General features: G+C 58.9%; 20 protein-coding genes. 11 read left to right on the forward strand and 9 right to left on the reverse strand.

Annotated features, from left to right (window positions below):
- Window positions 1-87: 87 nt before the first annotated feature.
- Window positions 88-1,176 (reverse strand): polyamine ABC transporter substrate-binding protein, encoded by a 1,089-nt coding sequence (locus ACZ1HH_RS14220; protein WP_472636946.1) that lies wholly within the window; start codon window positions 1,174-1,176, stop codon window positions 88-90.
- An 86-nt stretch (window positions 1,177-1,262) separates the two neighbouring features.
- Here ACZ1HH_RS14220 and ACZ1HH_RS14225 point away from each other — a divergent pair, with 86 nt between their 5' ends.
- The 6 genes from ACZ1HH_RS14225 (at window position 1,263) to ACZ1HH_RS14250 (ending at window position 9,004) form a co-directional block, all read left to right on the forward strand.
- A complete protein-coding gene (locus tag ACZ1HH_RS14225; RefSeq protein WP_416369352.1) occupies window positions 1,263-2,009 on the forward strand; it encodes a GntR family transcriptional regulator in 747 nt (248 codons plus the stop codon).
- Window positions 2,010-2,072: 63 nt separating this feature from the next.
- Window positions 2,073-3,470, forward strand: coding sequence for an aspartate aminotransferase family protein (locus ACZ1HH_RS14230; RefSeq protein WP_472636947.1), 1,398 nt, complete (start codon window positions 2,073-2,075; stop codon window positions 3,468-3,470).
- A gap of 303 nt (window positions 3,471-3,773) precedes the next feature.
- Entirely contained in the window at window positions 3,774-4,874 is a 1,101-nt protein-coding gene (locus ACZ1HH_RS14235; RefSeq protein WP_011540297.1) for an ABC transporter ATP-binding protein, read from the forward strand.
- A gap of 104 nt (window positions 4,875-4,978) precedes the next feature.
- Complete coding sequence (locus tag ACZ1HH_RS14240; protein ID WP_011540298.1) at window positions 4,979-6,085, forward strand: extracellular solute-binding protein; 1,107 nt, start codon at window positions 4,979-4,981, stop codon at window positions 6,083-6,085.
- 110 nt (window positions 6,086-6,195) lie between these two features.
- Window positions 6,196-7,821, forward strand: coding sequence for an ABC transporter permease (locus ACZ1HH_RS14245; RefSeq protein WP_472636948.1), 1,626 nt, complete (start codon window positions 6,196-6,198; stop codon window positions 7,819-7,821).
- Window positions 7,822-7,828: 7 nt separating this feature from the next.
- Window positions 7,829-9,004, forward strand: a complete 1,176-nt coding sequence (locus ACZ1HH_RS14250; RefSeq protein ID WP_472636949.1) for an ABC transporter permease — start codon at window positions 7,829-7,831, stop codon at window positions 9,002-9,004.
- A gap of 64 nt (window positions 9,005-9,068) precedes the next feature.
- Here the strand turns inward: ACZ1HH_RS14250 and ACZ1HH_RS14255 are convergent, their stop codons facing one another.
- Both ACZ1HH_RS14255 and ACZ1HH_RS14260 read right to left on the reverse strand, forming a co-directional pair.
- Window positions 9,069-10,436 (reverse strand): lytic murein transglycosylase, encoded by a 1,368-nt coding sequence (locus ACZ1HH_RS14255; RefSeq protein ID WP_487320318.1) that lies wholly within the window; start codon window positions 10,434-10,436, stop codon window positions 9,069-9,071.
- 107 nt (window positions 10,437-10,543) lie between these two features.
- Entirely contained in the window at window positions 10,544-11,236 is a 693-nt protein-coding gene (locus tag ACZ1HH_RS14260) for a helix-turn-helix transcriptional regulator (protein WP_487320319.1), read from the reverse strand.
- Between the two features lie 86 nt (window positions 11,237-11,322).
- Here ACZ1HH_RS14260 and ACZ1HH_RS14265 point away from each other — a divergent pair, with 86 nt between their 5' ends.
- Window positions 11,323-12,036 (forward strand): glutathione S-transferase family protein, encoded by a 714-nt coding sequence (locus ACZ1HH_RS14265; protein WP_472636950.1) that lies wholly within the window; start codon window positions 11,323-11,325, stop codon window positions 12,034-12,036.
- Window positions 12,037-12,217: 181 nt separating this feature from the next.
- Here the strand turns inward: ACZ1HH_RS14265 and rnr are convergent, their stop codons facing one another.
- From rnr to dapE, 3 genes are all read right to left on the reverse strand, one after another.
- Window positions 12,218-14,503 carry a ribonuclease R gene (gene rnr / locus ACZ1HH_RS14270; protein WP_472636951.1) on the reverse strand — a complete coding sequence of 762 codons (2,286 nt, stop codon included), beginning with the start codon at window positions 14,501-14,503 and terminating at the stop codon, window positions 12,218-12,220.
- A gap of 115 nt (window positions 14,504-14,618) precedes the next feature.
- Window positions 14,619-15,041 carry a GNAT family N-acetyltransferase gene (locus ACZ1HH_RS14275; protein WP_472636952.1) on the reverse strand — a complete coding sequence of 141 codons (423 nt, stop codon included), beginning with the start codon at window positions 15,039-15,041 and terminating at the stop codon, window positions 14,619-14,621.
- Window positions 15,038-16,183, reverse strand: coding sequence for a succinyl-diaminopimelate desuccinylase (gene dapE / locus ACZ1HH_RS14280; protein ID WP_472636953.1), 1,146 nt, complete (start codon window positions 16,181-16,183; stop codon window positions 15,038-15,040). Before dapE ends, ACZ1HH_RS14275 begins: the two co-directional genes overlap by 4 nt.
- Window positions 16,184-16,651: 468 nt before the next feature.
- Between dapE and ACZ1HH_RS14285 the strand changes: the two genes are divergently transcribed.
- Both ACZ1HH_RS14285 and ACZ1HH_RS14290 read left to right on the forward strand, forming a co-directional pair.
- Window positions 16,652-17,749 carry a Hint domain-containing protein gene (locus tag ACZ1HH_RS14285; protein WP_487320320.1) on the forward strand — a complete coding sequence of 366 codons (1,098 nt, stop codon included), beginning with the start codon at window positions 16,652-16,654 and terminating at the stop codon, window positions 17,747-17,749.
- Window positions 17,750-17,819: 70 nt separating this feature from the next.
- Window positions 17,820-18,884, forward strand: coding sequence for a transporter substrate-binding domain-containing protein (locus ACZ1HH_RS14290; protein WP_472636956.1), 1,065 nt, complete (start codon window positions 17,820-17,822; stop codon window positions 18,882-18,884).
- Between the two features lie 51 nt (window positions 18,885-18,935).
- Here ACZ1HH_RS14290 and ACZ1HH_RS14295 read toward each other — a convergent pair whose 3' ends face one another.
- Window positions 18,936-19,301 carry a hypothetical protein gene (locus ACZ1HH_RS14295; RefSeq protein WP_011540309.1) on the reverse strand — a complete coding sequence of 122 codons (366 nt, stop codon included), beginning with the start codon at window positions 19,299-19,301 and terminating at the stop codon, window positions 18,936-18,938.
- Between the two features lie 157 nt (window positions 19,302-19,458).
- On the opposite strand from ACZ1HH_RS14295, the gene ACZ1HH_RS14300 reads away from it, so the two are divergent.
- Window positions 19,459-21,039 carry a choice-of-anchor L domain-containing protein gene (locus ACZ1HH_RS14300; protein ID WP_472636957.1) on the forward strand — a complete coding sequence of 527 codons (1,581 nt, stop codon included), beginning with the start codon at window positions 19,459-19,461 and terminating at the stop codon, window positions 21,037-21,039.
- Here the strand turns inward: ACZ1HH_RS14300 and hutC are convergent.
- Window positions 21,033-21,734, reverse strand: coding sequence for a histidine utilization transcriptional repressor HutC (hutC, locus tag ACZ1HH_RS14305; protein WP_044026967.1), 702 nt, complete (start codon window positions 21,732-21,734; stop codon window positions 21,033-21,035). The two genes, ACZ1HH_RS14300 and hutC, sit on opposite strands and share 7 nt — an antisense overlap.
- A gap of 79 nt (window positions 21,735-21,813) precedes the next feature.
- Between hutC and ACZ1HH_RS14310 the strand changes: the two genes are divergently transcribed.
- Window positions 21,814-22,344 (forward strand): HutD/Ves family protein, encoded by a 531-nt coding sequence (locus ACZ1HH_RS14310; protein WP_472636958.1) that lies wholly within the window; start codon window positions 21,814-21,816, stop codon window positions 22,342-22,344.
- Here ACZ1HH_RS14310 and ACZ1HH_RS14315 read toward each other — a convergent pair.
- Complete coding sequence (locus ACZ1HH_RS14315) at window positions 22,319-23,683, reverse strand: formimidoylglutamate deiminase (protein ID WP_487320321.1); 1,365 nt, start codon at window positions 23,681-23,683, stop codon at window positions 22,319-22,321. The two genes, ACZ1HH_RS14310 and ACZ1HH_RS14315, sit on opposite strands and share 26 nt — an antisense overlap.
- Window positions 23,684-23,685 lie beyond the last annotated feature (2 nt).

Genomic DNA, 23,685 nt, shown 5'->3' on the forward strand with positions numbered 1-23,685 from the left:
GGCGGTTGGTACCGGCCCGTCATCTTGTGTAGGTGAGGTGGGCGGGGCGTGCATTCACGCCCCGCCTGTTTTAACTGCGGGATCGACTCAGGTGCCGGATTTCACGCGGGTCCACAGACGGGTGACAACGCGCTGGGCCTTCTGAGAATAAGGCGCTTTGATGTAGGTGTTTTCCATGGCTTCCGGCGTGGGGTAGATCGCTGGATCATTGATCACATCGTCTTCGAGGAACTCCTGAGACGCCTTGTTGCCGTTAGCGTAGTACACGTAGTTCGACGCGGTCGCCATGTTCTGCGCATCCAGCATGAAGTCGAGGAACTTATGTGCGGCCTCCGGGTTTGGCGCATCAACCGGGATCGCCATCTGGTCAAACCACATCAGCGCCCCTTCGGACGGAGCGTTATATGCAATTTCGACACCGTTATCGGCTTCGGCTGCACGGTCACGCGCCTGAAGGATGTCACCAGACCAGCCAAAGGCGACGCAGATGTCACCATTTGCCAAGGCGTTGATGTATTCTGACGAGTGGAACTTCTGCACGTAGGGGCGAACCGCTTCCAGTACGTCTGCCGCCTGCTCCAGTTCCGCTTTGTCTTCGGTGTTGGGATCAAGGCCCAGATACGTGAGGGCTGCGGGCACCATCTCTGTGGGCGCATCTAGGAAATGCACACCACATTCGGAGAGCTTTTCCATGTTGGCCGGGTCAAAAACCAGCGACAGGCTGTCGATCGGGGCATCGTCGCCCAGTGCTTCGGCAACCTTGCCAAGGTTGGTCCCGAGGCCAGTGGTGCCCCACATGTAGTTGATGGAGTAGGCGTTGTCGGGGTCAAAGCGCGCGTTGCGCTCTTGGATCACATCCCAGACGTTGCCGTAGTTGGTAAGTTTCTCGCGGTCGATCTTCTGGAACACACCTGCCTGGATCTGACGCTGCAGGAAGGAACCGGTGGGAACCACGACGTCATAGCCCGAGCCGCCAGCGAGCATTTTTGTCTCGAGCAGTTCGTTGGAGTCAAAGACGTCATAGATCAGTTCGATGCCGGTTTCTTCTTCGAACTTCGCCAGCAGCGATTCGTCGATGTAGTCGGACCAGTTGTAAACGCGGACTTCGTCGGCTGATGCGGCTGCAGCAGCGCTGAGTGCGATGGCGGACACGATGGTGGCCGTTTTGGTTTTCATGAGAATCTCCCCTGTGCATGCCGGAGTCTTCCTGTCCGGCTATGGGCTATTTTGATCAAGTTTTGCCTCATCCGGCAAGACACTTTATGTTTTCATCTGCATTCTGTTGGTGCAAGCTGCCCAAAAATGAGAAGGATCCAAGCCCGGTGAATGTGCCAAATACGCCATCTGTTACCCCCGCGGAGGGGGGGCAAAAACTACCTGCTCACGAGCTGGTCTATCAACGTCTTCGGGCGCAGATTTTGTTTGGTGAGCTGGCGCCGGGCCAGGCGGTTACCATACAGGGTCTGGTCGAGGCATTGGACAGTGGCATGACGCCAGTGCGCGAAGCGATCCGCAGGCTGATCTCGGACGGGGCGCTGGTGTTCCAAGGGAACCGTCGTGTTTCTGTCCCCGAGCTTCGTGCCGAGGATGTTGATGAGTTAATTTACGCAAGGAAAACAATGGAGTGTGAGCTTGCCCGTCGCGCAGCCACACGGATTCCCTCCGCCAGTGTCGATGCGCTTGAGGCGCTTGATCTGCGCTTGGATACGGCCATCGCAAATGGCGATGTCGCAGGGTACCTGGGTCTCAATTACGAATTCCACAGCACGCTGAACGAATACGCTGATGCCCCCATCCTCGCGGATCTGGCTGATCGTCTTTGGCTGCGCTTTGGTCCGTCCCTGCGCGTGGTCTGCGGGCGCTTCGGAACCCAGAGCTTTCCTGACCGCCACAAAGACATCCTTGAAGGGCTGCGTAAAAAAGATGCAGATCTTGTCTCTTTGGCGATGGAGCGGGACGTGTTGCAGGGCATGGAGCAGGTTCGGGCGGGGCTCACCCCGATCAACTGATTCGATTGACAGGCGATTTTTTGATCATATTCTGAGCGAAAGATTTCCGTTCAGGAGTGACTCATGACGACGATTACCAACCATCTGCCAACCGCAGAACTGCAGGCGCTGGATGCGGCGCATCATATGCATCCTTTCACCGCTAATGGCGGATTGGCGCAGAAAGGTGCGCGTATCATCACGCGTGCCAAAGGCGTCACACTGACCGACAGCGAAGGTCATGAGATCCTCGACGCGATGGCGGGGCTTTGGTGTGTCAACATCGGCTATGGTCGCGATGAACTGGCAGAGGTCGCGGCGCGCCAAATGCGCGAGCTGCCCTACTACAATACGTTTTTCCAAACGACCCATGTACCGGTCATTGCGCTTGCGGCGAAGATTGCCGAATTGGCGCCCGACAACCTGAACAATGTGTTCTTTGCAGGCTCGGGCTCTGAGGCCAACGACACCAACATCCGGATGGTGCGCCATTACTGGGCGATGAAGGGTAAACCGACCAAATCCGTGATCATCTCGCGCAAGAACGCATATCACGGCTCTTCTGTCGGGTCCGGTTCACTGGGTGGTATGTCTGCAATGCATGCACAGGGTGGTTTGCCGATTCCGGATATTCACCACATCAACCAGCCGAACTGGTGGGCAGAGGGCGGCAACACCGATCCCGAAGACTTCGGGCTTCAGCGCGCTCAGGAACTGGAAAAGGCGATTCTCGAACTCGGCGAAGATCGCGTCGCCGCCTTTATTGCCGAACCGGTTCAAGGTGCCGGTGGCGTCATCGTTCCGCCTGCGAGCTATTGGCCGGAGATTCAGCGTATCTGCGACAAGTACGAGATCCTGCTGATCGCGGATGAAGTGATCTGCGGGTTTGGGCGCACGGGCAACTGGTTCGGGTCTGAAACCATGGGCATTCGTCCCGACATCATGACCATCGCCAAGGGGCTGTCCTCGGGCTATGCGCCGATTGGTGGCTCGATTGTCTCGGATGAAGTCGCCGCAGTGATCGCGCAGGATGAATTCAACCATGGCTACACCTACTCCGGGCACCCGGTTGCTGCCGCGGTGGCGCTGGAGAACCTGCGCATTCTCGAAGAGGAAAACGTGCTCGATCATGTCCGCAACGTGGCCGCACCCTATCTCAAAGAGAAGTGGGAAGCCCTGACTGCGCACCCTCTGGTGGGGGAAGCGAAGATTGTCGGAATGATGGGGTCGATCGCTCTGACGCCTAACAAGGCGACTCGCGCAGCCTTTGAGGCTGAGGCGGGAACCGTTGGTTTCATCTGCCGCGAGCGTTGCTTTGCCAACAATCTGGTGATGCGTCACGTCGGCGACCGTATGATCATCTCTCCGCCACTGGTGATCACCCCGGAGGAGATCGACACGCTGATCGCGCGTGCGACCAAATCCTTGGACGAATGCTACGCCGAATTGCAGGCACAAGGGCTGTTGAAATCGGCGGCTTAAGGGCTCTGGCGGTGATTCGAATTGATCAAAAGGGGCCGGAAACGGCCCTTTTTTTAAGCATTTCCCAAAAAAATCCCAGAAGAGCGGTTGTGCTCACCGGTAAAATTATCCCAATATGACGCAAATGAGCAAGTTTGGGTCGCAAAACAACCGGGTGATTTCGTTGATCGTCCCGGAGTGTTGAATAACCCGAAGCCGGGATGAATTGAGCCGGTTGCACAGTGGTTCGGCACTGTGCTTACACTAGGACACCAAGAGCGGAACAAATCCGCCGCAAAAAAGAACAGAAACGGGGAGCCTGATTTGGCCGATGCGTCGAACACTGACGCGTTCGTGGAATTCGAACGCGTGCAAAAGAGCTACGACGGTGAGACTCTCGTCGTCAAAGATCTGAACCTCACCATGCCCAAGGGCGAATTCCTGACCATGCTTGGGCCGTCCGGGTCTGGCAAGACGACATGCCTGATGATGCTGGCGGGTTTTGAAACTGCCACGCACGGCGACATTCGTCTGGGCGGGGTATCGATCAACAACATCCCACCGCACAAGCGCGGGATCGGCATGGTCTTCCAGAACTATGCATTGTTTCCGCACATGACGATTGCCGAGAACCTCAGCTTTCCGCTTGAGGTGCGCAACATGGGCAAGTCCGAGCGTGAGGCAAAGGTGAAGCGCGCGCTCGATATGGTCGAGATGGGCGACTTTGGCGGCCGCCGTCCGGCGCAGCTGTCCGGTGGTCAGCAACAGCGCGTGGCACTTGCCCGCGCACTGGTGTTCGAACCGGAGCTCGTTCTGATGGACGAACCACTCGGGGCGCTCGACAAGCAGCTGCGTGAGAAGATGCAGTTCGAGATTACCCATCTGGCGCACCAGCTGGGGATCACGACCGTTTACGTGACCCACGACCAGACCGAAGCCCTGACGATGTCGGATCGGGTTGCGGTGTTCAACGATGGTCGCATTCAGCAGCTTGCGCCACCGGATCAGCTTTATGAAGAGCCTGCAAACAGCTTCGTTGCGCAGTTCATCGGCGAGAACAACACGCTCGAAGGCGTGATCAAGGAAATCCGTGATGGCAGCGCCCTGGTGCAGCTGGATGGCGGTGAACTTATCGACGCCATGCCGATCAACGTCTCTGAAGTGGGTCAGCGCACGCGCGTCTCGATCCGCCCCGAGCGCGTTGAATACAACAAAGAACGCCTGCAGGAAGGCGCACATACACTCAAGGCAGAGGTGCTGGAGTTCATCTATATGGGTGACATCTTCCGTACACGCCTGCGTGTCGCCGGGAATGACGAATTCGTCATCAAGACCCGGAACGCCCCTGACCAGGTTCGTCTTCAGCCCGGCCAGCAGATCGAAATCGGTTGGCTGCCCGAAGACTGCCGCGCGCTGGACGCGTAACCGCGTACCACTGCGCCTTGGAACCCCCGGCATCGAAACGGATCGGGGGCCTACACCTGAAACTCAAACAACAAGATTCAGTGTCTCAACAAGGAGAATACACAATGAAATTGCGTACACTGTCGGCTCTGGCCGCCACGACCGCACTTTGCGCGCCGATGGCAATGGCTACCGAGATGGCCAACGAAATGACCCTGGTGTCCTGGGGTGGTGCCTATCAAGAAAGCCAGCTGAAGGCCTATGTCGAGCCCTATCTGGAAATGAACCCCGACGTGACCGTGGTTTGGGATGAAAGCTCTGCCGAAGCGACCGCAAAAATGCGCGCAATGGCCGAAGCAGGTAACATCACCTGGGACCTGGTCGACGTTGTGGCATCCGACGCGATGCGTCTGTGCGACGAAGGTCTGGCGCTTGAGCTCGACCACGACGAAGTTCTCGCGGCTGCGCCCGATGGCACCTCCGCGTCCGACGACTTTGGCGACCTGCTGGTCTCCGACTGCTTCGTGCCGCAGATCGTTTACTCCACCACCTTTGGCTACCGCACCGACTTGGTCGGCGACACGCCGCCGTCCTCTGTCTGTGACGTGTTCGACCTCGAAGCCTATCCGGGCAAGCGCGCGCTGCAGAAGCGTCCGATCGACAACATGGAGTGGGCTCTTTACTGCGATGGCGTCGCCAAAGACGAGATCTATGACACCCTCAGCACCGACGAAGGTGTGGCGCAGGCTCTGGCCAAGCTCGACACCATCAAGGACAGCGTCGTGTGGTGGACTGCTGGCGCGGAAACCCCGCAGCTGCTCGCCGATGGCGAAGTCGTGATGGGTTCGACCTACAACGGTCGTCTGTTCTCTGCGATCGCAGAGCAGGATCAGCCGATCGGCATGCTCTGGGACATGCAGTCCTTTGACCTCGACGGTTGGGTTGTTCCGGCCGACTTGCCTGCAGATCGCGAAGCCCGTGTTCTGGACTTCCTGAAGTTCGCAACCGACACGCAGCGTCTGGCCGACCAAGCGAAGTACATCTCCTACGGTCCGGCCCGTGCGTCTTCCGCACCGCTGGTGGGCAAGCACGAAGAGCTGGGCATCGACATGGCGCCGCACATGCCGACTGACCCGAACAACGCGACCAACGTGCACATCTATGACTACGAGTGGTGGGCGGACAACCGTGACGATCTGGACGCAAAATTCCAGGCGTGGTTGGCGCAATAATCTCTCGCATCTGATGTGAGCACTATCCGAGAGGGGGCCGAGCCGATTGGCCCTCTCTCCACCAAAGATAATAATAATACCCGCACCAACACCCCGGGGGGCTCCTTTACATGAGCGATACAACCGATACCGGACCGGTCCTTGCTGCAGATGGCACGCCGCTAAAGCGCAGCCTCGCACGGGCACTCCGGATGCAGAAGATGCGCGCGCTGGCATTGATCGCCCCGCTTCTGCTCTTCGTTCTACTGACATTCATCCTGCCGATCGGCGACATGTTGTTTCGATCGGTCGAGAACAGCATCGTTTCGGAGACGTTGCCGCGAACGACCGCAGCGGCGCAGTCTTATGATGCCGACAGCGGAGAAGCGCCGCCTGAATATGCATTTGACGCGCTGGCCTATGATCTGGTTGTTGCTGCCGAGAAGAAGATCCACACACGCGTGGGCTCGCGCCTGAACTACGAGAACGCTGGTATTTCTTCGCTGTTCCGCAAGGCTGGGCGCCGAGTCGATGACATTGGCGAGGTCTATCTCGATCAGTTTGTCGACCTTGACCCCGCTTGGGAAGACCCTCAGGTACTGGTCGCGCTTTTTGCCGACCCCAGCTGGGCGGCCTCTGCCGGTGGTGAAAACGAAGCGCGGTTTGAGTATTCTTCTGTGGCCGGCGAGGCGCTGCCGGGAGCGACGGATGCCTATGCTGCATGGGCGCGTACGATCCAAGAAGAAGATCAGGACAGCCCCACCGAAGAAGAGCCATGGGCCCCGGTCTATATGGCGCTCTACAAGGATCTCGCGAAGAATCCGGATGCGGCATCTGCATTTGAGGGTGAAACTGCCGCGCGGCTTGCAGCGGCAGCAGCAGCCATCCAGTCCCCGGACTGGGAGACCACGTCCACGCGTGATGCCTTCATCAAGATCGATGATGACTGGGCCGATCCCGAAGTTTGGCGCACGATCAAGACCTACTCCAGTAAATACACCAATGGGTACTTCTTGAACGCGGCCGACTTCCAGAAAGGTGAGGATGGCCCTGAGCTGCGCCCGGAACTTGAGCGCATCTATGGCACACTCTTTCTGCGCACCATGATCATGTCGCTGGCCATCACCGTAAGCTGTATCGTGCTTGGCTACCCGGTGGCATGGATTCTGGCGAACCTGCCGTCGCGCACCGCCAACGTCTTGATGATTCTCGTCCTGCTGCCGTTCTGGACCTCTCTGCTGGTGCGGACCTCTGCATGGAAAGTCATGCTGCAGCAGCAGGGCGTCATCAATGATGTTCTGGTCTGGCTTGGACTGGTCGCTGACGACGCGCGTCTTGTGATGATCAACAACCAGTTTGGTACCATCGTGGCGATGACGCACATCCTTCTGCCGTTCATGATCCTGCCGATGTATTCGGTGATGCAGACGATCAATCCGTCCTACCTGCGTGCGGCCAAGTCCCTTGGCGCGACCAACTGGACGGCCTTCTGGCGGGTGTATTTCCCACAGTCGGTGCCGGGTATCGGCGCGGGTTCGATTCTCGTCTTCATCCTGGCCATTGGCTACTACATCACGCCGGAACTCGTCGGCGGTACCAAGGGCGTGTTCATCTCGAACCGGATCGCCTTCCACATTTCGCAATCCCTCAACTGGGGTCTTGCGGCGGCACTGGGGACAATCCTGCTGGTGGTGGTTCTGGTGCTCTACTGGGCCTACGACAAGATCGTCGGCATCGACAACGTGAAGCTGGGATAAGAAAAACATGGCACTTACACCTGTTCAAAACCAAACCCCCGCTTTCACCGCCGCAGTGTCGGCCGGCGCAGGGGCCTTCTTTGGCCTCTTCGTGGGTACAGCTCAGGGATCGGGCCTGCTTGGCCTGGTCATCGGAGCGGTCCTTCTAGGCGCACTCGGATTTGTGTTCGCATCTATGACAGCGCAGGAAAAACCGATCCGCTGGGCCGTTCTGGTCGCTTTTGCGATTGCTGGCTTTGTGCTCGGCGGCCTGCCTGCGTTGGTGATCGGCGCGCTCTTTGGCTGGTTCGCTGGCTGGTTCATCTTCTGGCTTGCCACATCGCGCTATCGCGCACCCCTCGTTCCGTATCTGACACCGGGGCAAGTGCTTTGGCACTATACGTTCCGGGTCATCTGTGGTGCGATCTTTGTGTTCCTGATCACGCCGATCCTTGTTGTGATGCCGCTGTCGTTCAACGCGGAAGACTTCTTTACCTTCACGCCGGAAATGCTGCGGTTTGATCCCGAAGGCTACTCACTCAAGCACTATCGCGACTTCTTCACGAATGCGGACTGGCAGCAGGCGCTGTGGAATTCGCTTTCGATTGCTCCGATGGCGACGCTCCTGTCCGTGGGTTTTGGAACGCTGGCCGCAATCGGTCTCAGCCAGCCTCATGTGCCTTTCCGTCGCGCGATCATGGCGATCCTGATTTCGCCGATGATTGTGCCGCTGATCATTTCGGCTGCGGGCATGTACTTTTTCTACAGCCGGATCGGCCTGCAGGGCACCTACTTTGGCGTGGTTCTGGCGCATGCGGCACTGGGCATTCCCTTTGTGATCATCACCGTGACCGCGACGCTTGTGGGATTTGACCGTTCCTTGACCCGCGCTGCGGCGAACATGGGCGCTGGTCCTGTGACCACGTTCTTCCGGGTGCAGATGCCGCTCATTTTGCCTGGCGTGATCTCGGGTGGCCTTTTTGCATTCATCACGTCGTTTGACGAAGTGGTCGTGGTGCTCTTTGTCGGCTCGGCTGGTCAGAAAACGCTTCCGTGGCAGATGTTTACTGGCCTACGTGAGCAGATCTCGCCCACTATCCTTGCAGTCGCAACAATCCTGGTGGTGATCTCGATCTGTCTGCTGACCACCGTGGAGATGCTGCGCCGGCGGAGCGAACGGCTTCGAGGCATGAGCCCGAGCTAACCTGCAAGAACAACAAAGCCCCGCTCTTCAGCGGGGCTTTTTCGTTATGTTCGGTGAGCGAGATTTAGCGGAGCTTTTCCAAAAGAGACAGCGATGCATACCCATCGGGCATGAGGCCCTTGGCGCTTTGATAGGCGCGCACGGCAGCGATGGTCTTGGGACCAATTCGACCATCTATCCCTTCGGTGCTGAACCCGGCGCGGGTCAGACGTTCTTGCAGCTCCTTGCGTTCCGTGAAGGTCAGCGCTCGATCACCGCGCGGCCAACTCCCTTTGATCTTGTCGCCTCCCTTCAGCCGATCGCTGAGATGACCCACCCCGATGACATAGGCATCCGCAGTGTTGTACCGTTCAAGCACCGAGAAGTTCTTGAAAATCATGAAGGCAGCGCCATTGCCTCCGGCGGGCAAGAGGATCGACGCGACGCCATGATCCTTAATCGGGCGGCCGTCAGTCGCGCGCACGCCAAGGTCTGCCCATTCCCGAGGGCTCTTTTGGATCTTGCGGTTGGCCAGTGTGAAATCAAAGCCACGCGGCAAAACAACTTCGATGCCCCAGGGCTGGCCAGTGACCCATCCGAATGCTTTGAGATAGGCTGCGGTAGAGGCCAGCGCGTCCGTGGGCGTGTCCGACCAAATGTCGCGTTTTCCATCACCGGTAAAGTCCACCGCGTAATCCAGATAACTGGTGGGGATGAATTGTGTGTGCCCCATCGCGCCTGCCCAACTGCCGGTCATCGTGCGGGGATCCACATCGCCTGCCTCGATGATCTTGAGTGCGGCGATTAGCTGTTCCTCGAAAAAGGCGCCGCGCCTGCCGTCATAGGCAAGCGTCGCCAGCGAGCGAATGATATCCATATCGCCTCGAAAGCTGCCGTAGCTGCTCTCGAGCCCCCAGACAGCAACCACGATTTCCTTGTCGACACCAAAATGTTTTTCGATGCGTTCCAATGTGTTGCGATGCGCATCCAAAGCCTTGGTTCCGTTCCGAACACGGCTCTCCGATGCTGCACTGTCGAGGTAGTCCCAAATCGTTTTGGTGAATTCGGATTGATTGCGATCGCGTTTGATGACGGAGGCATCATATATGACGCCGTTGAACGCCGCGCGAAGCGTTGCCGCTCCGATTCCCTGGGTTTGGGCGCGGATCTTGAATGCCGTGATCCAGCGTTGAAACCCGGCATTGGCATCGGCGTCTGCTTCGCGTGCAGGGGCCAGTGCGTCTTGCGCGGCTGGCGCTATTCTTTTGCGAGCCATGGGCCGGATTGTGGTAAGGGACGCCAGCGCGAGCGATCCGGCAGTGTCGTGTGCCTGCTGCGGGCGCTCTTCTGGGCGCAGCCGGTCCTCTGCAGCCTCTGTGTCACTCGCTGCGAGCGCTGTACCTGCGGGCAAGACCGCCCCAAGCCACAGCGCGGTCTTTATCCAACTGCGCATTTCGAACCTCAACGCCTGCTTCTTGTCTTTACCAAACTCTAGCGCGAGAATTGGTGGTACAAAAGCGGGCTGAGCAATAGGTGCGACCGTCAGCGCAGGCTTGCCGGTCAACCGAGGGACTGATTGCGCAGATGATCAAGTGCCTCACGGTACAGCCGAACACGATGGGGACGAAAAGAGATCTGCGTGACCTTGAGTGACGTCATCCGATCAAGTCTGAAGACCCTGAAGTCTTGTCTGAGTCGGCACCAGGCCACCAGCACTGAGGACTTGTCGAAATAGACCAGCCCCAGCGGTTTGACATGCCGTTGTGTGACTGCACCTTTGACGTCCACATAGTCAAAACCCACTTCCCGCTCGTCCCAGGTGGCTTGCCGCAGCTCAGCTGCATCGACAGTTGGAGTGAGCGGGGGGGCAAAACTATGGGCAGACAATACTGCGTGCTGCAGCCGTTTTGCCTGGCTTTGCGGCAGGCGGGCGCGCAGCTTGCGAAGGGCGGTGCGGGCTGCCTCGGCAAGATCAGGGTCGCCCTTTTGTTGGACCTCGCAAAGGCCCAGCACCAGCGCTTCGAGTTCGGTTGCCCCAAAGCCCAGTGGGGGTAGCGTCGCATCCTCGATCAAGGTGAAGCCAAATCCGGCCGCGCCATCAATTACAGCCCCAAGAGCCCGAAGCGCATCGATGTCTCGGTGAATGGTTCTGGCTGAGACACCGAGGTCCTGAGCAAGCTGCTCTGCTGTCACGGGGGGTGGCAGCTGGCGCAGGGTTTGCATCAATCGAAAGAGCCGTTCGGTTTTTGTCATCTGTCTAGTGTGGAGTTTGCTGATGACAAAAAATGTCAATAGCGCCTTGTAGCACGGTCTCATCATATTCCAAACGGAGAGAGACGATGTTGACCCTTTTGACCCATGGCGGCGGTGACGGATTTTATAGCTACAGCATGTTTTGCACCAAGGCGGCCCTGTTGCTTCAGATGTCAGGTGTGACCTGGCAACGGCAGGATGTTTATGATCCGGCGGAGCTCGACACGATGCCCCATCAAAAGCTTCCCGTGGTGCGGGACGAGACTGGCGCCTTGATCCCCGACAGCGAAGGCATCCGCCGTTTGCTTGAGGCCAAAGGCGCGAACTTCGACCAAGGTCTCAGCGCCGCTCAAAAGGGCCAGTCCCGCGCGCTCATCCGCATGATTGACGAATCGCTCTGGACACAGTTGATGTGCGCGCGCTGGCTCGAAGACGAAGGCTGGGCCGGGATGCTGCAGTCAGTGTTTGCAGGGGTGCCCGAAGAGCCGCTGAACCTCTTTCGCGAGAAGGTGGTTGAAGGGCTTCATTTCACTGGGCATTCGCGTTTTGCTCGTGCGGAACGCCTGCAGCGTCTGGAGCAGGATCTTCGTGCGCTCGAAGATTTTCTTGGCGATCAGCACTTCTTGTTCGGTGATCATATGACGGCAGTGGATTGTTCTGCGGCACCGATGCTCGAGGCGCTGTCCCGCGCTCCGGCCGCGCCGCAAGTGGTTGAGGTCACGCGACGCCACGGAAAGCTCCTGGCCTATGTCACACGCGTGCTGGATCGTGGCGCGCTCGAATTGCCCCAAGCCGCATAAAGTGTTGGGAATGCGACGCGACTATTGATCCCATGGGCGGGGCTCTCCCGCCCGTGGCTTCTGCACTCTGGATGCAAGGGCCTCGATTTGGCTGGGCAGGCCGCGCCGCAGGCGCGGCCTGCCCCCGGGCGATCCGCAAAGCGGAGCGCAAAACCCTCTAAGCTCTGCACGTGTGGCGAAGTTACTTCCGCTTGCGCGTTACTTTTCGTTTGATCTTGTCTGCTTTGGTCTTTGATTTTGCGGCCTTGCTCCGGGTCATGGTGCGTCCCGCCGGGCTGCGGCGGCGGCCGCCTTTGCGGCTTCCACCACGGCCTTTTGGCAGGTCTGCGCCTTCAAGCGCCAGTAGTTCCAATTCGAGCCCGCCGGTGACTGGCGCGGCCTCTGTGAGGCGCACGGTCACGCGTTGGCCAATGGTGATCAACAGACCGGTATCCGATCCCATCAAGGTGCCGGCCTGTGCATCAAAATGGAAATACTCCTGCCCGATCGAGCGAACGGGCACCAACCCATCGGCGCCGGTTTCATCCAGTTTCACAAAAGCCCCGAAACGGGCGATCCCAGAGATCCGGCCGGAGAACTCATTGCCCACACGCTCTGCGAGGTAGGAGGCCAGATAGCGGTCCGTGGTGTCGCGCTCGGCCAGCATGGAGCGCCGCTCTGTCGCCGAGATATGCGTTGCTGTATCCTCCAGTCTCTCGATCTCGTCCGCCGAGAGACCGTCCTTGCCCCAGCCATGAGCCGTAATCAGGGCGCGGTGTACGATCAGGTCCGCATAGCGCCGGATGGGCGAGGTGAAATGCGCGTAGTTGCGCAGTGCCAGACCAAAGTGCCCAAAGTTCTCTGGATAGTAATAGGCCTGCTGCATGGAGCGCAGCGTGGAGATATTGATGAGCTCCGCATCATCCGTGCCTGCCGCCGCATTCAGCAAGGCGTTCAGGTGTCGGGTCTGCAGCACTTGCCCTTTTGCAAGGTTGAGACCAGCGGCCTGCGCAGTGTCACGCAAAGCATCAAGCTTGTCCTGGCTGGGTTCCTCATGGACCCGGAACAAAAGCGGCTGGCGCTTCTTAATCAGTGTTTCAGCGGCTGCGACATTTGCAAGCACCATGAACTCTTCGATCAGGCGATGAGCATCCAAGCGATCGCGGAAATTGACGGAGGCGACCTTGCCCTTGTCATCGAGGACGATTTTGCGTTCGGGAAGGTCGAGATCAAGCGGCTGACGCGCGGCGCGGGCGGCCTTGAGGGCTTCATAGGCTGCATAGAGCGGTTTGATCACGTCTTCGAGAAACGGTTCCGTGCGCTCAGTGATCTTACCATCCATGGCCTCCTGCACTTCGCCATAGTGTAGTGAAGCCTGCGATTTCATCAGACCGCGTACAAAACGGTGGCCTATCTTGTGTCCCTCTGCGTCGATCTGCAGGCGAACGGCCAGACAGGGGCGGGGCACACCTTCGTGCAACGAGCACAGATCCCCCGAAAGACGATCCGGGAGCATAGGCACCACCCGGTCCGGGAAATAGCTGGAGTTGCCCCGTTTTCGCGCCTCGCGATCCAATGCTGAGCCGGGTGTCACATAGGCGGCAACATCGGCGATTGCGACCCAGATGACATGGCCTCCGGGGTTCTTGGGATCCTCATCGGCATGGGCAAAGCACGCATCATCATGATCGCGGGCATCGGCTGGGTCGATGGTAATGAGCGGCAGATCCCGCAGGTCTTCACGTCCCTTGAGCCCCATAGGTTTGGCGCTGTCGGCTTCTGCGATCACCGCATCTGGAAAGTGATCTGGTATGCCGTGCTGATGGATTGCGATCAGCGATACTGCCTTGGGTGCCGAGGGGTCGCCCAGACGTTCAACGATCCGGGCTTTGGGCAGGCCCATTCTCGCCTTTGGACCCGCAAGCTCGGCTTCGACCAACTCGCCATCTTTAGCGCCGTGTACATTGGCCTCGGGCACCTGCCATTCGTTCGAGCTGGCCTTGTCGATGGGCACAATCCGCCCACCTTCCGAGCCTTGACGAAAGATCCCGAGAATGCGTTTGGGATTGGTCCCGATGCGCCGGATCAGCCGGGCCTCGTAATTGTGGTCTTCTTCCTGCACCACCGTGAGGCGCGCCAGGATCCGGTCGCCTTCTCCAAGCGCCGGGTCCGAGGCACGCGGGATCACCATTACGATTGGTTCAATCCCTTCGCCATGCCATTCAAGTGGCTGCGCAAAGAGATCGCCATTTTCATCGGGCGCTTTGACCAGCAAGACTGAGACCGGCGGCAAACGGTCCGGATCGGTGTAGCTGCGTTTGCGCTTTTCGAGATGCCCTTCTGCCTCCAGCTCCTTCAAGACGCGCTTGAGATCGATCCGCTCTGCGCCCTTGATGCCAAAGGCTTTGGCAATGTCACGTTTAGAAGTCTGAGTCGGGTGGGCGGAGATCCATTCCAGAATCTCGGCCTTTGTGGGTATACGCGCCATAGATCTGCCGTAGCATGGCGCGCAGGCAACGTCATGCTGAAAAGAGTCGCCCAGCACAGGTCAAAGCGGAGCACCGCGCCCGAGGGCCGCAGAGCTTCCCTGAGGTTGGCGCGCCTCAGAGCGGTTTCATCATGTCACGGTGATCGATCCCTGCATCCAGATACACAGGACCGAAGGCCTCAAAACCGAGCTTTTCATAAAAGCCGATGGCATGCGTCTGCGCGCCGAGCTTGGCTTTTGTGATCCCTTCCCGTTCCTGTGCAGCCGCGACGCAGGCTTCGATCAGTTTGGCGCCAAGTCCTGTTCCTCGCGCAGACTTCACAACGCAGACGCGCCCGATCTTGGCGATATCGTCCTGAAACACCACGCGTGCGGTTCCCACCGGCGCACCGTCTTGCAGGGCCAAGAGATGCGTGGCGGTGTCGTCCAGCGCGTCGCGCTCTTCTTCGACAGGGACACCCTGTTCATCGACAAAGACCTCAAATCTGAGCTGCAGGCAGGTGTCGAGGTCTCGGGTCACATCAATCGAGAGGCTCATGAAAAATAGTCCTTCAGGATGCGGGAGTAGATGGATTTCAGTTGGTGGATATGGGCCACATCCACGTTCTCATCCACCTGGTGCATGGTCTTGCCGACGAGTCCAAATTCCACAACCGGACAATGGGACTTCACAAATCGCGCGTCTGAGGTGCCCCCGGTGGTGGAAAGTTCCGGTACTTGGTTGGTTTCGGTCTGCACGGCCCGAGAGACCAGATCCGACAGATCGCCCGGCGGGGTGATGAAACTTTCACCCGAGATCTGAACCTTCATATCGACCTTAAGACCAAACTCTTCGGCCACTTTGTCCGCTTCGCCTTGTAGCCAATCTGTAAGCGACGCCCCCGAGTGCAGATCATTGAAGCGGATGTTCACCGCGGCACGGCCCTGCGCCGGGATCACATTGGTTGCCGGGTTGCCGGTGTCGATGGTGACAATTGCCAATGTGGAGGCGTCGAAGTGCTCTGAGCCCTCATCCAGTTGATGGCTGCCGAGTCGGTCCATCAGGCGCGCGAGCCCGTTCATCGGGTTGTTCGCACGGTGCGGATAGGCCGAATGTCCCTGCACGCCGGTCACAGTGAACCACGCGGTCATCGAGCCGCGACGACCGATCTTGATCATCTCACCCATATGATTGGGGCACGTGGGCTCTCCCACGAGGCAAACGGACATCTTCTCGCCCGCTGCGTCCATGTAGTCCAGCAATGCCGTGGTTCCATCCACAGCGTCGCCTTCCTCATCACCTGTGATGGTCAGCACCACTGCGCCATCGGGTGGTGTGTCCTGAACAAAGTCTATGGCTGCCGCCGCAAAGGCAGCAACACCGGACTTCATGTCGGTTGTCCCACGGCCATACATGACGCCTTCGACAATCTCGGCGCCAAAGGGATCGTGAGTCCAGGCCGCTTCGTCCCCGATGGGCACCACATCAGTGTGGCCATTGAACCCAAAGGTACGCGCATGCGCCTTGTCGCCCCAGCGGGCAAAGAGATTGCAGACCTCACCCCGGTCAACCCGGGTGCAGCTAAAACCCGCGTCCGTCAGAAGGCGCTCCAAAAGGACCAGCGCACCACCTTCGGTTGGCGTGACCGAAGGACAACGCACAAGATCTGCGGTGAGCTGAACGGGGTCTGTTGTGGTCATGGGGCGTCCTCCAGAAATCATCGCTGATGACCTAGCGCGAATTGGCGCAGAGGTGCAATTGCGATCACTTGGTTGCAGACGCTGTGGCCGAAATGCGTAGGCTTTTGACCGGCGTCAATCGCGCTCCTGACAGGGGCATGTGGACGTGCTATGAAGAAAGCAATAGCAGACCGAGGCATGGTAACGGGACGGCGACAAGATCGTCCGGACGTGCGACGAGCAGAACGATCACATCAATCAGGATGAGGCTGTTGGACCATGAGTTCACCGGCCAGCTCCTTCGCATGTATTCGGCATCTGCGCCGCGCGACGTCCCGCACCGGGAACATCGGGACTGAGACTGAGGGACGCCCCGGGCACCAAAAGGCCGATGAACGCGCCGCCCGGGGCAAAACACTTACGGGCGGTGGAGTACGACATGGCAGGCAACACAGGGCTCCGGACGGTTGCGACCGGGCAGGCGCGCAGATGAGCTGGCTCGGTCTATGGCATAAAGAGGCGCAGTATTTCGACGCCGCTGGACTCACCCCGTCGGTAGAACGCAGCTGTCTCTTGTTGCGCGAAGCCGATGCACTGTTGCCGCGGGGCGCGCTGGTTCTGGAGGTGAGCCTGCCGGAATTGCGCAAACCCGAACCCCTGGTGCTGTTTGAGCGTGGAGGCGACTGGCCTTTGCGATTTCAGCTCTCGGCGGTGCCGGGGGGCGGTATCAATCTGGTGCTGGAGCAGTATGGCGCGGTGTTTCACCAAACGCTGAACCCGACCAAGCGGGGGCGTGCGGATCAGGTGCGGCTGACCTACAACTGGGACGCTCCGGCGTTTGAAGGCCAGCTTGCGCTCGAATGGCTTGATGGAGATCGGGCCGAAATCGCGGATATTCATGCCCCACGCCCCTGGCGGCTTGCGGATCTTGAGGCTTTGATTGATGAAGGGCCGCACTGCTTTATCGCCTCCGGCGTCGAATACATTGCACTTTCTGATCAGCCGGAGCCGGTGGGGCCGATGCCCGGCCTCTCGCCGTTTACACCGGTGGAAACGGAAACGGGGGCGCGACCGATCAAGGACCTGCGTCGAGGTGACTTGCTGCGCTGCGCAAGTGGTGATTTGGTCCCCGTCTTGCATAAAATCGAACGTGAAGTGCCAGCCGTGGGCAGCTTTTGTCCCGTGCAGCTTCGGGCGCCATATTTCGGCCTGGCACAGGATATTACCGTCGCGCCTTTCCAACGCATGGTGCTCACCGGGTCTGAGGTTGAATATCTCTTTGGATGTGAGGCTGTGCTTGCGCCGGCAGAAATGCTTGCGGCCACGCGCACCGCCCGTCGGGTCTTGCTCGCGGGGCCGATCACGACCTATGCGCAGGTGATCCTGCCCGGCCATGAGGTGCCAGTTGTGGCGGGGCTCGGGGTCGAGAGCCTTTTTCTGGGGCGCATTCGGCGCGACCGTTCCGCACTTGGGGCCAGCCTCTTTGCAGGGCTAGATCGCAACTCTCTGCCAGAACACGCACAGCCGCGCTACCCCGTGGTGCGCGCGTTTGATGCCGCAATCCTTGCAGAACATCGCACCGCCTGAGCACTGAGGACTTGAAAAAATCCCCGTAGCCCTTCTAAGCAGTCTCACCGTTTCTAGTGAGAACCGCTCCATGACCCTGCGCTCTATTTGGTTTTGTCTTGTCACAGTGTTGATGACGCTTCCAGCCTTGCCGCTGCGCGCGCAGGAACTGGTGGTCAACACGGTTACCCGTCCGCCGTTTTCAATGCCGGTCGGAGAGCATGAGACGGGTTTTACCATGGATTTGATCCGCGAGGTCTCGCAACGCCTCGATTGGGACATCCAGATCAATCGGGTCGATAACTTTGCGCAGATGCTCGAAGAGGTCGAACGCGGCGAGGCCGATATGGCGGCGGCAAACATCTCCATCACGGCCGGGCGCGAAGCGGTAATGGATTTCAGTCAGCCCATCTTTGAAAGCGGCCTCCAGATCATGCTGCATCAGGACGATGTGTCAGAGCCAAGCCTGATTTCGGCGCTGATGTCGTGGGATCTCTTCGCGGCCATCGCAATCGCATTTGTGCTCTTGCTGGTGGGCGGCATGCTTATGTGGGTGTTTGAGCGCCGAGCGCAGCCCTATTTTGATCGCCCGTTGAAAGATGCGTGGTTCCCATCTTTCTGGTGGGCGCTCAATCTGGTGGTGAACGGTGGTTTTGAAGAGCGGGTGCCGCGCAGCGCGCTTGGGCGGGTTTTTGGTGTTCTGCTGGTTCTCTCATCATTGTTCGTGGTGTCGGTCTTTGTCGCCAAAATCACCGCCGCCATGACCGTCGAGGCGATAAACGGGTCGGTGAATTCGGTGAACGACCTCTACGGCAAGCGCGTCGGCACGATCCAGGGCTCGACCGCGGCAGGATTTCTGGATCGTCGTGAAATCGACTATGTGGCGTTTCCGGGGCTCGATAAGATGCTCGAGGACTTTGAAGACGGCGATACGCGCATAGTCGTGTTTGATGCGCCGGTGCTCAACCACTACGTCAAAACCGACGGTGCGGGGATCGGGCATGTGATGGGGCGGAAGTTCCTGACGGAATACTACGGGATTATCTTCCCGCAGGGGTCCGAGATGGTGGAGCCGTTCAATCGTGCCTTGCTGAAGATGCAGGAAGACGGCGCCTACGAGACGCTCTATCGAAAGTGGTTTGGTCAGAGTTTCTAGACCCTGATTGGATCTTTTGACCCACGCCAGCGATTTCTGAGCAAGCGCGGATTAATGCGGAGCGCTGTTTTCGTCCACCGCGCTCAATTCATCACCAAAGAATGGGGTCATCTGCGCCACGATGACCGCGTTTTCGTCGAGGGCTCGCTGCATCAGATCGCGCTCCTCTTGCGGAATCTCATGGCCTTCGGCCTCTCGCTCGGCGATCGTGCCATAGCCGGTGACATCCAGCGGCGCGGTGTCGGCCTGTTTCAGAATAGCAACCGTCTCACGCACGGCCTCTGCCTCATCCACGCCGGACGCGTAAACCATCAGGGCGGCGCCGGTGGCGTCTTTGGGCAGGCCATCCCCCTCTTTGCGACCGATTTGAACGATCAGGGTATAGACCTGTTGGCGGGAGGGCTTCTTCTGTGTCATGCGACTGAAGTAGACGGGAGGGCCGGGGAAGGTCAAACCAATTTGTTTACAATGCGTCGAGTAATTTGCCACAATTTGACCAACATTGAGGGGCAAATCTGCCTCACGCAGAATTTGCGCGTGGGGTTTGATTTTCTAATTTACGGGTGGGAGCGTTATGCCGACGGCTCAGGAACTACCGATTGATACAACCGCCTCTGCCGAGGACATGGCGGAAGCCATTTTTGGCAATGGCATCGAGATTCAATCCGCGACCTATACCGGCGCTAACGGTGCGTCCGGCATCTACAGCGGCGGTGATTCAATCGCGCCGGGTGTGACCCCATCGGACACTGGCGTTATCCTGTCCACTGGCAACGCAACGGATTTCACCAACAGCTCGGGCAGCACGGATACCAATACCTCTGCCGGGACATCCACCAATCACGGAACCGCGGGCGATACGGATCTGGATGCGATCGCAGGTGGAACGACCTATGATGCCGCCGTCTTTGAGGCCGAATTTGTGCCCGAAGGCTCCACGCTGACGATGCAGTTCGTCTTTTCCTCCGAAGAGTATCTCGAATACGTCAATTCAGGCTTCAACGATGCGGTATCGGTCTGGGTCAATGGTGTTGAGGCGGAACTTGTTGTGGGCGATGGCAATATCGCCATCGACAACATCAACGATACGTCCAATTCGGATCTCTACGTCGACAACCCCGCGGACAGTGATCTCTACAACACTGAAATGGACGGGTTTACCGTCACGTTGAAGCTGACAGCGCCGGTCAACCCAGGCGAAACCAACCACATCAAGATTGCCATCGCCGATACAGGAGATGCAGCTTACGATTCCAACCTGCTGATTGCCGGGGACTCGGTGCAGACGGCGTTGGTTGCGGAAAACGATCAGGTGCTGGTCTGGGAGGGCTCATCCACGACCGTTGACGTGCTTGCGAATGATGCGCAAGGGTCAGGCGCTCAGCTCACGATCACACATATCAACAACCAGCCTGTCACGGCTGGCAGTTCGGTGACGTTGGCAAATGGCGAAATCATCACCCTCAACGAAGACGGCACCCTCGAGATCACAGGCCAGCCCGACGTGGATACGAATGAGACGTCCGTATTCACCTACACGGTGGCCGATGATGAGGGAAATACCGACGTTGCTTTTGTCGATCTGACCACCACGCCCTGCTTTGTCGAAGGCACCTTGATTGATACAACCGAAGGTCCGTGCCCGGTCGAGGCGTTAGAAATTGGTATGACTGTCGTGACCCGTGACCACGGTGCTCAGCCACTGCGCTGGATTGGGCGCAGCATTCGTACGGCGTCGGGCAATGATGCGCCCGTTCGGATTGCCGCAAACACTCTGGGTCAGCACCAGGAGATCGAACTCTCGCCGAGCCATCGAGTGCTATTGTGCTCTGCCGCCGCCGAGATGCTCTTTGGTCAAGAAGAAGTTTTGATCCCGGCGCATCATCTGGTGAATGACAGCACCATCCGGCGTCGCAGTGACGGGCGGCGCGTTACCTATTTCCACCTGCTGTTCGACCAGCACGAAATCATTCGTGGCAATGGGCTTGAGAGTGAGAGCTATCATCCGGGCGCCGCGAGCCTCGGTGGACTGGATGCAGAGACACGGGCGGAGTTCTTCGATCTGATGGGCGACAGCTGGCAGAGCTATCAGAATATGAAACGCCCGACGCTCAAATCATATGAGACCCGCGCGTTGCTGGGGGCTGTTCAGTAACGGCTCCGCATCCGGTAGCCCGGCTGAAAGCTCATCCGGGCAAATGTCACGGGTTGATCCTGAAACCAGGTGGAACGCTCCATCTGGAACAGGGCTGTACCCGGTGGGCAGGCCATATAATCCGCAATCTTGGCATCCGCAGCGCTGGCAAAGAAGCTGACCTCCGCATTGGAAAACGGGACCGCCGCCAGCAACCATTCTCCCGGAGGGGTTTCAGAGAAATCAGCAGTTTCGCTTGCAGGCACTGCCGCGATGTTGATCCAGCGATCTTCAAAATGAAAGGGCTGGCCATCCGCATAATGCATCACTTCCATGTGGAGAACCTGCGCATTGATGGCCAAGCCCATCTGGGAACTGAGCCAGCCCGGAGCGGGTTGCAGGCTGCGTGAAACAAGCGCATAGCGGTAGGTGGCGTTGCGCTCTTCGACGAGGCGCCGCGTGGTGGCGATCTCGAGCTTGGCCTGCTTGACAGGCAGCGTGGCGACGCGGGTGCCACTCTTGCGCTTGCGGTCGATGATACCGCGATCTGCAAGTTCACGCAGCGCACGGTTGACAGTCGCACGGGCGCAGCCAAATTCCTCGGCGAGATCTGCCTCTGTTGGCAAGAGCGCCCCCTGGTCCCAGACGCGCGCTTCGATCCGGCGCATGACTTCGTCCCGTACGTCCTGAAAGCTGGTTTTCTTCTGTTGTTGCACTTCAGGGCTCCGGGCTGAATAATAACTCTGGCTAAATCATATTATGTCTGCATTAAAATGCAGTTGTAAAGGAGAGCGCATGCGCTTTGACGCTGCTGAGATCAGACCCGTGCCATGGAAAAACGGCGGAGGAACGACCCACGAGCTTGCAGTAGGTCAGGATGTGGGCGGACAGATCTGGCGTTTGAGCCTCGCAGAGATTGCGCGCGAGGGCCCGTTTTCTTCCTTTGCGGGCCAATGGCGCATTCACACCATCATATCGGGACAGGGGCTGCGGCTGATGGGCACTGAGGAAACGCTGGAGGCCCTGCCGCTTGCGCCCTTGGAGTTTGACGGTGGAATCGCGTTTGATGCGCAATTTATTGAGGGGCCATGTCGCGCGGTCAATCTAATCTATGATCCTCGGCACCTCGCTGCGACAGCAGAGGTGCGCAGTGGGCCCTTCCGGGCGCAGTGCGGCGATCTGGTCTTTGTGATCAACGGCGCGCTGGCCCTCGGCGGAAAAAATTTTGTCGCCGGGCAGGGGGCCGCGGTAGAAGCACCAGCCCACGCGGAGGCCGAGGGCACGGTGCTTCATTTCGAGATTAGAGTTCCGCCAAAAGAGACGTGATCGCCTTGCGATAGCTGGCAAGAATGCTGTCTCGCGCGATGTGACGACCAGTTTGTACCATATGACGCCCTGCGGCCCAGACGTCGGTGACGCTGTGATCATCCGCTGCAAAACACAGCCCATCCAGGATTTGATGCTCTGGAAGCCCAAAAAGAGCAGGATGTGCGCGATCAATCGCCACCAGATCAGCAAGGGCGCCAATCTCGAGCCGACCGGCATCGCGGCCCAAAGCCTGCGCACCCCCTCTTGCCGCGCCAAGGTAGAGGGTTTCACCGACAGATCCCTCTGCCGGGACCAGAACGTTGCGGGCGAGATCCCGAAGGCGTTGGGAGTATTCCAGCGTGCGCAGCTCTTCAACGAGGGAGATCCGTACATTTGAGTCCGATCCCACACCAAAGCGTCCTCCCTCGCGCAGATAGTGCGCGCCGTTAAACGGGCCATCTCCGAGGTTTGCCTCGGTGATGGGGCAAAGCCCTGCAACCGCGCCGGAATGGGCCATGTGCCGGGTTTCGGTCTCGGTCATGTGGGTGGCGTGGATCAGGCACCATTGATTGTCTACGGGGGCGTTCCCAAGCAGCCACTCTACGGGGCGCGCGCCCAGCCAAACCTTGATCTCGGCCACTTCGCGGGGCTGTTCGGCGATATGGATGTGGATGGGGTTATCCGCGGCGAGCGGCCATACGGCGGCGAGGTCCTCCGGGCTGGTGGCGCGCAAGGAATGCGGCGCGATACCGACACGCGTGTCGCCCCCAAGCTCTTGCGCCGCATCGCGGGCTTCGGTGACAAGACGCGAGAAGCGCTCTACATCATTTCCAAAGCGCATCTGGCCTCCGGCAAGGGGTTGCTGTTGTGCGCCTCCGTAGGTGTAGAGCACCGGCAGATGGGTGAGGCCGATGCCGGTTTGCTGGGCGCCGGCCATCACGCGTTGACTGAGTTCGCTGAGGCTCTGGTAGGCGGTACCGCCCGGCTGATGGTGAACATAGTGGAACTCACCCACAGAGGCATACCCGGCCTCCATCATTTCCATGAATGTAAGTGCCGCAATGGCCTCGTATTGATCGGGGGTGAGATGGTCGAGAAAGCGATACATCAGCTCTCGCCAGGTCCAAAAACTGTCTTGACCGGCCCCCCGAAATTCGGTGCGGCCCGCCATCGCGCGCTGGAACGAATGTGAATGCAGGTTGGCAAGCGCTGGCAAGAGCACATCGACGCGCGTGTCGCCGGGCACGGGCGCTGAGCCGGTCTCGATCCGAGAGATTTGGCCGTCCTTGATGGTGAGGCGGACATCCTTCGCCCAGCCCTCAGGCAAACACGCGGTGGCGGCAAAAATTGTCTGCATCT

This window comes from Epibacterium sp. HA2-3, assembly GCF_055693725.2.

What these genes read in the sequence shown, in the direction of transcription:
- ACZ1HH_RS14310 (WP_472636958.1), top strand. Translation starts at nt 21,814, where the DNA reads ATGCGCTTTGACGCTGCTGAGATCAGACCCGTGCCATGGAAAAACGGC.
- ACZ1HH_RS14255 (WP_487320318.1), bottom strand. Translation starts at nt 10,436, where the DNA reads ATGCGCAGTTGGATAAAGACCGCGCTGTGGCTTGGGGCGGTCTTGCCC.
- ACZ1HH_RS14285 (WP_487320320.1), top strand. Translation starts at nt 16,652, where the DNA reads ATGAGCTGGCTCGGTCTATGGCATAAAGAGGCGCAGTATTTCGACGCC.
- ACZ1HH_RS14295 (WP_011540309.1), bottom strand. Translation starts at nt 19,301, where the DNA reads ATGACACAGAAGAAGCCCTCCCGCCAACAGGTCTATACCCTGATCGTT.
- ACZ1HH_RS14275 (WP_472636952.1), bottom strand. Translation starts at nt 15,041, where the DNA reads ATGAGCCTCTCGATTGATGTGACCCGAGACCTCGACACCTGCCTGCAG.
- ACZ1HH_RS14315 (WP_487320321.1), bottom strand. Translation starts at nt 23,683, where the DNA reads ATGCAGACAATTTTTGCCGCCACCGCGTGTTTGCCTGAGGGCTGGGCG.
- ACZ1HH_RS14225 (WP_416369352.1), top strand. Translation starts at nt 1,263, where the DNA reads ATGTTTTCATCTGCATTCTGTTGGTGCAAGCTGCCCAAAAATGAGAAG.
- ACZ1HH_RS14240 (WP_011540298.1), top strand. Translation starts at nt 4,979, where the DNA reads ATGAAATTGCGTACACTGTCGGCTCTGGCCGCCACGACCGCACTTTGC.
- ACZ1HH_RS14245 (WP_472636948.1), top strand. Translation starts at nt 6,196, where the DNA reads ATGAGCGATACAACCGATACCGGACCGGTCCTTGCTGCAGATGGCACG.
- rnr (WP_472636951.1), bottom strand. Translation starts at nt 14,503, where the DNA reads ATGGCGCGTATACCCACAAAGGCCGAGATTCTGGAATGGATCTCCGCC.
- ACZ1HH_RS14230 (WP_472636947.1), top strand. Translation starts at nt 2,073, where the DNA reads ATGACGACGATTACCAACCATCTGCCAACCGCAGAACTGCAGGCGCTG.
- ACZ1HH_RS14260 (WP_487320319.1), bottom strand. Translation starts at nt 11,236, where the DNA reads ATGACAAAAACCGAACGGCTCTTTCGATTGATGCAAACCCTGCGCCAG.
- dapE (WP_472636953.1), bottom strand. Translation starts at nt 16,183, where the DNA reads ATGACCACAACAGACCCCGTTCAGCTCACCGCAGATCTTGTGCGTTGT.
- ACZ1HH_RS14250 (WP_472636949.1), top strand. Translation starts at nt 7,829, where the DNA reads ATGGCACTTACACCTGTTCAAAACCAAACCCCCGCTTTCACCGCCGCA.
- ACZ1HH_RS14220 (WP_472636946.1), bottom strand. Translation starts at nt 1,176, where the DNA reads ATGAAAACCAAAACGGCCACCATCGTGTCCGCCATCGCACTCAGCGCT.
- ACZ1HH_RS14290 (WP_472636956.1), top strand. Translation starts at nt 17,820, where the DNA reads ATGACCCTGCGCTCTATTTGGTTTTGTCTTGTCACAGTGTTGATGACG.
- ACZ1HH_RS14265 (WP_472636950.1), top strand. Translation starts at nt 11,323, where the DNA reads ATGTTGACCCTTTTGACCCATGGCGGCGGTGACGGATTTTATAGCTAC.
- ACZ1HH_RS14300 (WP_472636957.1), top strand. Translation starts at nt 19,459, where the DNA reads ATGCCGACGGCTCAGGAACTACCGATTGATACAACCGCCTCTGCCGAG.